Here is a 9191-nt window from a genome sequence, read left to right on the forward strand (position 1 = left end):
ATAACCCTTTTGAAGGGAATTTCATTTTATTTGTTCTCTTAAGTTGATGGGCATGTGGCGGTACCCCTATAATAAATTTCTAAATATTAAAAGGGCCTAACAAAAAAAGAACGGTTCTATTGGTATAGTCCGTCCTTCGAAAAGGGAATAATGGCAATTATTCTTCTTAATTATACCAAAATAAACAGAAAATTCAATCTATTATTCATTGAGAAAATACTCATCTTCTGAAATAAGGTGGTTGTTATGAATAAAGGCGATGCCATTTTAAGGTTGCTATCAGAAATTAAGTTGGAACTTAAGGAAGTAAAAGAACAACTGGAACAAATGCAAACAAAGTTAGATACATTTGAACAACAAGATCAAGTAAAGAATAAAGTAAAGCATAAGAAACAAAAAACAAACATAAACGCTGATAAAAAAAATAAGCGAGATTGGAAATATCCAGCCAAAATGAAATAATAAATTGAAAAGTTGATCCATACAGTTATATAATAAACATACACCTTTTTGAAATTCAGTCGAGAAAGTTGGAGAATGAAGTATAATTATGTTCTCAACTTTCTATTATCTACTACTATCATGCACATAAAGTGCAAAAGGACGTGCTATGTACATGATTTTCTTATATCGGTTTGATTTAAAGGAGAATGGGATCGATTTTGTGCTAAATGAGCAAATCGCTGCGGATATGCTGCCACACTATGATGCCCTATTGAGACCATTAGTGGCATCCTTAGCTAATACGTTACAATTGTATCGTAATTGTATCGTTCACTAAGTAAACATCCCACCATTTTAACGGGTAAAATACTGGATAATGGGCAATTAGAAGTGTTGTTAAGCGAAGGATTAGGACAATATATAGATATATATACAAAGAATCAAATCATTTTTGAAGATGGAAAACGTATTGCGGATATCTTAGTAAACGTAATGGATTCTCATACGAGTAAAACATTGAAAAGAATGCATTGATGAGATAGAATAATAGAAAAAAGCCTATCGCTTGAAAATATTTATTTATATTTCTGTATAAAAACAAAATGGTATGTACTTATTCCATTCTTTTGCTAGCAAGTAACTTTTTTTAGGCAATCATTTCTTGATAGGAATTTACTGATAAAAAGACCGTGGAACATACGGAAAACTCGCTGACTTGTTATACAAATCAGCGAGTAAAAGATAGTACAGTATATCGGTTACGCTAATTATAACATAACTGGATTTATTCGATCTATATTTTCTGAATATTCGGTTTGTTTTCTGATATTAGTTCTTCAGGTTCAGATGGCCCTAAAGAATCATCTAACCTTGTTAAAAAATGTACGGTACACTTTACTTGTCTAAAATATGGCGTATATCCGACAGGCCCATATTGGTAAATTTCGCAATATCTTCGATATTCATGCCATTTTTATGCATGCCACGGATTAATTGTTCTCTTTCGGCTAATTTTCCTTTTTCCATACCCTCTTGAAGTCCTTCTTCTTTTCCTTCTTTACGTCCCTTTTCTATGCCTTTCTTCTCTGCATACTTGAACTTAGAAGTCTCATCAATCAGAGCCTTTTGTCTTGCTTCATATAGCATACGGAATCCAGGGTCTTGACTCATCTTTTCCCATTTTTGCATCGCATCTTTTAAAATCGGGTCTCGGTTCATGGCGATCTCCTCCAGCGTATGCGTTAATTGTGTATCTTCATTGGCAGATAATAAGAGTAACCATCGTACAAAATCGTCTTCCCACGGATTGACTTGTTCTTCTTTCCATTGCGTCATTAATTTTGGGATTTCAATGATGTGCAATTCGAGATCATCTAAGAGCCTGTTTATAGTCTTACCTTTTTATTAAAATAGCGAGAAATCCTAGGACAACCATTTGTTTACTTGTTTCTAGTTTTCTCTCTACATTTTTGAACAATCGTCTGTATTTTTCTAGCCAAGCAAATGAGCGCTCTATGATCCATCTTTTGGGGATCACTTGAAATTGATGCAATGCTGACCGCTTGGCAACTTGTACTTCAGCATTCAATAGCTTTTGAATTTCTTTTTGAAACTTTTCTCCTGTGTACCCACCATCCGTAAGAACCTGTTTAGAATCTATGATATAATCTGTACAAAAAGGATATTTTCTATGATACATAATTATACAAGTAACGTTTCACATGAACAGTTCGAACTCATTCGAGAAGATTTGGAAAACGCACGTAAAAGGACGCGTCCACGTACAGTTGATTTATATGAGGTATTCTGCGGCGTACTATACGTGCTTACCACAGGTTGCCAATGGCGCAATCTACCAAGTGACTTCCCAAACTGGCAAACTGTTTATTTCTACTATCAGATTTGGCGGAAAGTAGACGAGAATGGCATAAGTCTTCTCGAAAAAGTGCATAAAAAAATTAGTTGAAACCTATCGCGAACAAGATGGACGTAAGAATGAGACAAGTTTCTGCATCGTAGATGCACAAAGCGTGAAAAACACATGGATAGCTGGTGAAAAGGGGTATGATGCTGGAAAGAAAGTGTCAGGAATCAAACGTCATATCGCTGTAGATACGAACGGTCTCATTCATGCAATTGATGTAACAACTGCAAACATAACAGACCGAGAGGGTGCCATCCAAATGTGTAAAAGACACAAGAAAACATTGAAGAAAGTGACAAATATACTTTGTGATGGCGGATATACTGGGCCATCCTTTGCGCAATCAATAAAAAAACGATTGGTTGTTCGGTTGAAATCATCAAACGATCTGAACTTCACAAGTTCGTCGTTTTACCGAAACGCTGGATTGTGGAACGAACTTTTTCTTGGTTGGAAAATTACCGCAGACTTTGGAAAAATTGTGAACGAACACTTGAAAATAGCAGACAAAGTTGCCTATTGGCAGGTGTGGCAATTTTATTAAAAAGATTTTTAACAGGTTCTAAGCAGTTACGCAAAAAGAATGGAAAAGTGGTAGTATAATAATTAATATATCTTTATTACAGGAGCGGATAGCAAATGGTTAAAAATCGAAATCAAATAAAAGAAACTATATTACGTAGTGCTAAAAAAATTTTTGCTAAAAAAGGGTATGATTCAACAAATATACAAGACATTGTGAAAGAAGCTAACGTGAATATTGCTATGATTTCATACTATTTTGGTGGAAAAGAATATTTATATCAAGAAGTCTTCAAACAATTTTGTATATCACAAAAGATCCCGAATTACCTTGCTATTTTTCCGGACGAACCGACTAAAGCATTAGAATCATACTTAATGTACATATTTGATCATTTAGATGCTGATTCGGAAATTGCCCTCATCACTTATCAAGAGATCTTAGCACCAAATGCAAGATTTCTTGACGTTATTCCGTATATTAAAAGCCCTTGGCAGCAATTACGATTTATATTACAAACTGGAAAAGAAAAAAACGAGTTTAATTTTACCTCTCTATCTTTTACTATGCATTGGATAAGCTCATTTGTCATTTTGCCAAAATATCAGATGTTTTTAACTATGGCTTTAGATGAAAACATAGATACAATAACAAATAGAGAAAAGATAGATTACATTATTAATTTTTTAAAAGTTAAAATATAAAATTGGAAGCACCATCAGCAGTTATCGAGCGAAGATTTGTGGCATGACAAGAAGCCAAGGCTTTCTTTAGAAAACACTTGGCAGCCTTCGCATCTTTTACGACTTAAATAACAATCGATCGTATTTCCTTCGGAATCGATTGTGCGATTGATAAAACAGCATCGTTGTTTCTAATTTTTCATATACAGATTGAATTTCTTCTATCTCAACCATGTCTAATCCATCTTCATATGCCATCATCATTAATGTGATATTTTGTGTATATTCTGCAATTCCAGCCGATAAAATGTCTAATACGTGTTGTGAAACCTTCTCCATATGGATAACCGCCTTTGTCTATTTTTTATTATACGATTTCCAGTAATTCCTGATACTTTCTTTTATAGGTATCAAATTGACCATTTTCTTTTAATTCCTGTAGTAACACTGCTAAAGCTGGTGTAGAAATTTCAGCATCAAACCCTGCAGGGTTCTGTTGCAAGTTTGGAAAAAATAGAGCGAAAGTTATAAAGTGGAAATGGCGTTTAAGCAATGCCTACTAATTTTTGTAGTTCATTGTACACCGAAAAGACGGAGTCTGTTTCAAGACTTCGTCTTTGTTTATATATAGCCTGAATCGTTCCAATCCCTTTTATCGTACGAGAAGCATGACGGATACTTTGGAATCCAGAAGATTTGGCAAAGCGTCGTTTTACATGTCGATGATCTTGTTCAATCAGATTATCACGATGTTTAATCGTACAGTGTTTGGTATGTGTATAATAATCATCTTTCTGTAATTTTTTGAATGCACACAGCAAAGCCGTGGCCTTGTCTGTTGTAAGAACCGATGGTTCTCCATAAGCTTTGACGAGTCGCTTCATAAACATATACGCCGCTTGATGATCACGTGTTTTTCGAAGTTGAATATCCAAAGTATATCCATCTCCATCTATTGCACGATACCGCTAGTGCCACTCCCCCTTTACTTTGATGTAAGTCTCATCTAAATGCCAAGCATGCATGGTGTGCTGATTTGTTTTTCTTCTTCCACATTTGATACATCAGATTTCCATATTCATGCACCCAACGCATAATGGTTGTAGGGTGAACAGAAACTCCTCGTTCTTTTAGGATTTCAGAGACATCACGATAGCTTAAAGAAAAACGACAATAGTAGCCTACGGCTACCAAAATAATATCTTTTTTGAATTGTTTTCCTTTAAAATATTTCATGTATCATGCTCCTCATTTTATTTTTTCTACATGTTAACTTCGTTTAAAAATCTTTGCATCAGAACCCTTTTTTGCACCAGAACCTTGTATAATCATGTATCATAAGAATCATCCTTTTTTGTACAGATTATATCACAGATTCTAAACAGACTCTCTATTTTAAAATGGTTATTCATAGAATTAATTGTATTTAATTACCAAATTATATTGCTCGATGTCCTAACAAAAACATGTTATATTGAGGGTGTCATCGAATTAAAAAATTTTTTTAAATTTAAATTTGATGTATAAATGCCTTTGGAGGGATACGAATGAGACTAAAAGCTCTCGCAACAACAGGACTGGTATTGTCTATTGGATTTAGTAGTTTCAGTTATGGTGGCATTGCTTCCGCTGAAACTACAGGACAAATTGTAGCTCAAGAGCAACAATATCGCTATGATAAATTACGAAAAGCTTTACCGACAATCGGAGCAAACTGGATAAAAGTACAAGCAGATGCGTTAGCGCTGCGCACACAGGGGGCTTTGGTATTAAAAAATCAATCTTCTCTACAAAAAGCTCACAAAACATTACAAACAGATACAAGTGCATTTTTAAATCATACTTCTCCTAGTATGATTCAACTCAATCAAAATATCATCGATTTTGTGAATTATTTTGAGGCGAATTATGATTTACTTTCTACACTAGCACAATTGAAAAATCCTGAAGACAAGGAAGGCTTATTAAAACGAATTGAAAAACTTAACACAGTTCTAGATGGTAAAATTCAATCGTTTGAAAGTATCAAAAAAACAGTCAATACATCCGCAGTCCAGTTAGAGTTTTCTGCGGATACCCTAAAAAATGAGATTAAAACGGTTATGGACACTTTGGACGATTCAGATTCTTCCATCACTCAACTGACTACCGATATTGAAAATATTCAAAAACAAATGAAAGTTAGTCGAGATAAACTTGCAAGTGTTGCGGTTCAAATGGCTGTAGATTCGCTTTTATTTGGAGCACAAGTGGGTATTGCTGTTTCCCAATTACCGTTAATAAATGAAGATGTTGAGGATTCAATCATCAATGGTTCCGCAATTTTAGAGGGTGGAAAGGTAGTAATGCCACTCATAACAGGAATTACCGCTACGATGGAAAAAAACAATGCAGTTGTAGCTACTGAAAATGCAAATTTCATTAAATCACATGGCGATTTAATGAAAAAATTAAAAGCTTTGAATACAAAAAAAGCAGAAGGTGCAGCATTACAAATTGTACATGGACAAGCAGAGAATGTTGCAGCTACGGTAGCCTTAATGGATAACAGCCTAAGTGCCTATGAAGGTGGCTTACTGGAATTAAAGGATGCATTAGCAACTCTTAAGTACAATATAGAGAACAATAACAAAAATGAAATTAGTAACAACTTAAAAGCATTCAAAACAACAACTGATAGTTTACGTGTTGTTACAAAACAGCATCAAGACAATTATTCTATTCAAATACAACATAGATAAAAATAATCCATGAGGAGAAAATATTATGCGAAAAATTCCGACAAAAATCCTGACGACGTCAGCACTAGTTACAGCATTACTTACATCTGGTATTGTAGCACCGGCAGCATCCGCTGAAACTGGTACAACACAAATAAAACACGTTCAACAACAAGTCAACTCAAAAGACATGGCAGTATCGCAGCAATTTAAAGACCAACTGCAGTCTACTAATTCTAATGTTCTAGTAATAGAGACATACGCGAATACTGTTCTAACAGTCCCAGCGTTTAATTTAGCAGGATTAGATGCGAGTCAGATTGCAAGGGTTAATACAGATTTATCGACTGCCCAAAATAATGCACGTCAGTGGCTAAATGTGATTAAACCAGGGTTGATTTATTTAAATCAAGATGTGATTAACTTTTCCAATCGATATGAATCTTATTCGGAGGATTTAAAAAAGGCTGTAGATACGAAAGATAAAGCAAAGTTAGCGGATGGTTTAAAACGTCTTGCTGCAAATGCTGCAAACTATGAACAAAAAGCAAAAGAAAAAGTTACACAATTACAAGGGTTTAGAGATAAACTGGGAACAGACGCTGGTAATTTTACAACAAGTTCCAATGCTATTTTGACTGTTATGAGTAGTCGTGATCAAGGTCTTCCAAGTTTATTAGACCAAATAAAGGTCAATCAAGATAATGTCAACAAAGGCGTTGGTTTAATTGTAGGTGGTTCTGTACTATTAGCAGCAGGTGTTGGTGGTGTAGTTCTAGGTACATTGATTACTGTGGGAACACTTGGTGGTGGTACAAAGCTTGGGCTCCTAGTCGGTGGCCTTGGTGCTGGTGGTATAGCAGGTGGAAGTATCATGATTAAGCAAGGTAATGATTTAATGAATGCGAGTCGAGATACTCTTGTAAAACTAGTCGCACAGAAAACGGAGTGGGAACAACAGGCAATCTCTTTAACATATGCTCAAAAAAATATAGACACTTTAAAAACACAAGCCACTGAGGCTGTAACTGCTGCACAAGGATTAGCGAATGAGTGGTCACAACTTGGAGCTAAATTTAATGGATTAGCACAAGCTGTTGAATTAGTAGATTTGAATGATATAGATGCAGCAACTTGGATTAAAGCTGATATTGATAATGCCAAACTGTCTTGGAAAGATATTAAAGATTTTGCAAACTCGATGAGTACAGCAAATATTGAAGTGAAAAACTAGAAACTAGATAACGACTTTGCCACTGTATAAATAGTAGTAAAGTCGTTATTCCATGTTTTCATAGTATATATAAGTCCTCTTTAGAAATTCACCATGCCTAAATTCACTTGCATGTAAGCCATAACAATTTATTGGATGTTTTAAACATCATATGGTGATGTCGAAAATATAAGTAGGACTTATATATATTCTTAGCCTAATGAAAATTTCAAACCAGATGAACAATAAGAGAGGGGATTATAAAGTGAAGCTACTAACAAAATTTCTTGTCATCTTCAGTTTAGGATTCATGTGTTTACACCCTACTATTTCTCATGCAGCAAGTACTTTTATACCGAATGTCGATAAAGAAATGGACATGCTTGTAAGTAAGCGTACTAGACTTTATACGGCAATAAATGATACAAAAGGCATACTAGATGCAAGCTTGATTGCTAAAATGAACACACAATCAAACATCGTTTATGACAGCGTAACGCAGTGGCAAAATGACATAAAGCCCAAAATAAACCCGACTGTTGACAATATACTGAATTATAATGTTACTTTCTATTCTAAGTATAATGAGATTACGCAGGCAGCATCAAAAAAAGACATGCAAATGGTATTACAGTTACTTAAACAAATACAAGGGGACATTACGGGGAAACAATCGAATGTTGCATTATTTTTAAATGATTTTAACAATTTTAACAGTAAAATTATTGATAGTACACGTGAATTTCAAGCCTTTACTAATACAGTACAGGCTGCTAAAGTGGCTAGGCAGAATACTATTGATAGTTTGTATAATGCTGGAGCACAGAACACTTCTCAAGGTAGAGAGGCTATTCAGAAAGTCGCAGTAGAACTGCATATGGTAGATACTCTGCATTTTCAATTAGCAACTCATTTACAAGTTTTTCAGGGGTCAAACGGATGGATTCCGTCACCAGGATTACTCGGACCACTTGAAAAATTCACCACGAATTTGTATAAATTACAAGCGAAAATCAGTGGATTAATTGATGCGATAGAGGGTTCTTCTAGTAGTGTAGATTCAGCTTTTTTAGAGGCAGAGTTAAAAAATATGAAGGTTTCTTGGGATGATGTATATACTCAAGCAAAAATTTTATAATAAATAGAGTTTAGTAAAATGTTATTCGCAACGGATCTTCTGAATGAGATTCAACTTCTTTACACATCTTAAGTGCAAAGAAATGTTATACTTTCTTAATAATTCTAAGCAAATTAAAATCAGAAGATAGATGTTACGGAGTCGTTAATAATTGTTGTAGTACAAACAAAGTTTGATTGCTATGTAAAATTAAGGTTCTGGTGCAAAAATAGTGGGATATGAAAAAAGAACAAAAGATTCCTAGCGGAATTGAATTTTATGCTGTTAACCCAAAGAGTTCATTGATAAGATATATTTGCCTTTGGACAGACTTCTCCCCTTGGAGAGTCTGTCCTTTTTTGACCATATGCAGAGCTTCTATTCCAGCAATCATTTTTGTAGCTGTTTGCAATGATTTCAATCCAAGCATATTCCGAATACGTTTTTTGATAAACCGATGATTTTGTTCAATAATGTTATTTAAATATTTTTTCACACGAAGTGGAGTACTGTGTTTTCAGCAGAGCAAAAATACAGAGAAGTGCAACGCAAAATACAGAGGTGAGC

At 34.6% G+C, this 9191-nt stretch carries 7 protein-coding genes and 7 pseudogenes; 7 read left to right on the forward strand and 7 right to left on the reverse strand.

Features of this window, described 5'->3' with window-relative positions:
- Positions 1-246 precede the first annotated feature (246 nt).
- Together ACODS7_RS29585 and ACODS7_RS29590 are read left to right on the forward strand one after the other, a co-directional pair.
- Positions 247-462, forward strand: a complete 216-nt coding sequence (locus ACODS7_RS29585) for a hypothetical protein (RefSeq protein ID WP_336457993.1) — start codon at positions 247-249, stop codon at positions 460-462.
- Between the two features lie 148 nt (positions 463-610).
- Positions 611-978, forward strand: a pseudogene (locus ACODS7_RS29590) (hypothetical protein).
- Positions 979-1338: 360 nt separating this feature from the next.
- Here ACODS7_RS29590 and ACODS7_RS29595 read toward each other — a convergent pair.
- Positions 1339-1824, reverse strand: a pseudogene (locus tag ACODS7_RS29595) (Rpn family recombination-promoting nuclease/putative transposase); the annotation flags it as partial.
- Between the two features lie 13 nt (positions 1825-1837).
- Positions 1838-2095: pseudogene (locus ACODS7_RS29600) on the reverse strand (transposase); the annotation flags it as partial.
- Positions 2096-2134: 39 nt separating this feature from the next.
- Here ACODS7_RS29600 and ACODS7_RS29605 point away from each other — a divergent pair.
- Together ACODS7_RS29605 and ACODS7_RS29610 are read left to right on the forward strand one after the other, a co-directional pair.
- Positions 2135-2971 (forward strand): annotated as a pseudogene (locus ACODS7_RS29605) (IS5 family transposase).
- Positions 2972-3007: 36 nt separating this feature from the next.
- Positions 3008-3595, forward strand: coding sequence for a TetR/AcrR family transcriptional regulator (locus ACODS7_RS29610; RefSeq protein ID WP_336457760.1), 588 nt, complete (start codon positions 3008-3010; stop codon positions 3593-3595).
- Positions 3596-3605: 10 nt separating this feature from the next.
- Here the strand turns inward: ACODS7_RS29610 and ACODS7_RS29615 are convergent.
- The 4 genes and pseudogenes from ACODS7_RS29615 to ACODS7_RS29630 all read right to left on the reverse strand — a co-directional run.
- A pseudogene (locus ACODS7_RS29615) lies at positions 3606-3741 on the reverse strand (DDE-type integrase/transposase/recombinase); the annotation flags it as partial.
- Positions 3692-3913 (reverse strand): hypothetical protein, encoded by a 222-nt coding sequence (locus tag ACODS7_RS29620; RefSeq protein WP_336457761.1) that lies wholly within the window; start codon positions 3911-3913, stop codon positions 3692-3694. The pseudogene ACODS7_RS29615 and the gene ACODS7_RS29620, both read right to left, overlap by 50 nt.
- Positions 3914-3941: 28 nt before the next feature.
- A complete protein-coding gene (locus ACODS7_RS29625; RefSeq protein ID WP_336458252.1) occupies positions 3942-4076 on the reverse strand; it encodes a hypothetical protein in 135 nt (44 codons plus the stop codon).
- Between the two features lie 43 nt (positions 4077-4119).
- A pseudogene (locus ACODS7_RS29630) lies at positions 4120-4810 on the reverse strand (IS6 family transposase).
- Between the two features lie 311 nt (positions 4811-5121).
- Here ACODS7_RS29630 and ACODS7_RS29635 point away from each other — a divergent pair.
- From ACODS7_RS29635 to ACODS7_RS29645, 3 genes are all read left to right on the forward strand, one after another.
- Complete coding sequence (locus ACODS7_RS29635; protein ID WP_488828272.1) at positions 5122-6315, forward strand: HBL/NHE enterotoxin family protein; 1194 nt, start codon at positions 5122-5124, stop codon at positions 6313-6315.
- Between the two features lie 25 nt (positions 6316-6340).
- Positions 6341-7528 carry a ClyA family alpha-helical pore-forming toxin gene (locus ACODS7_RS29640; RefSeq protein WP_243169183.1) on the forward strand — a complete coding sequence of 396 codons (1188 nt, stop codon included), beginning with the start codon at positions 6341-6343 and terminating at the stop codon, positions 7526-7528.
- Between the two features lie 244 nt (positions 7529-7772).
- A complete protein-coding gene (locus tag ACODS7_RS29645) occupies positions 7773-8645 on the forward strand; it encodes an HBL/NHE enterotoxin family protein (RefSeq protein WP_488828274.1) in 873 nt (290 codons plus the stop codon).
- Positions 8646-8901: 256 nt separating this feature from the next.
- Here ACODS7_RS29645 and ACODS7_RS29650 read toward each other — a convergent pair.
- Positions 8902-9126: pseudogene (locus ACODS7_RS29650) on the reverse strand (DDE-type integrase/transposase/recombinase); the annotation flags it as partial.
- Positions 9127-9191: the final 65 nt, after the last annotated feature.

This window comes from Bacillus sp. FG16 (genome assembly GCF_057809515.1).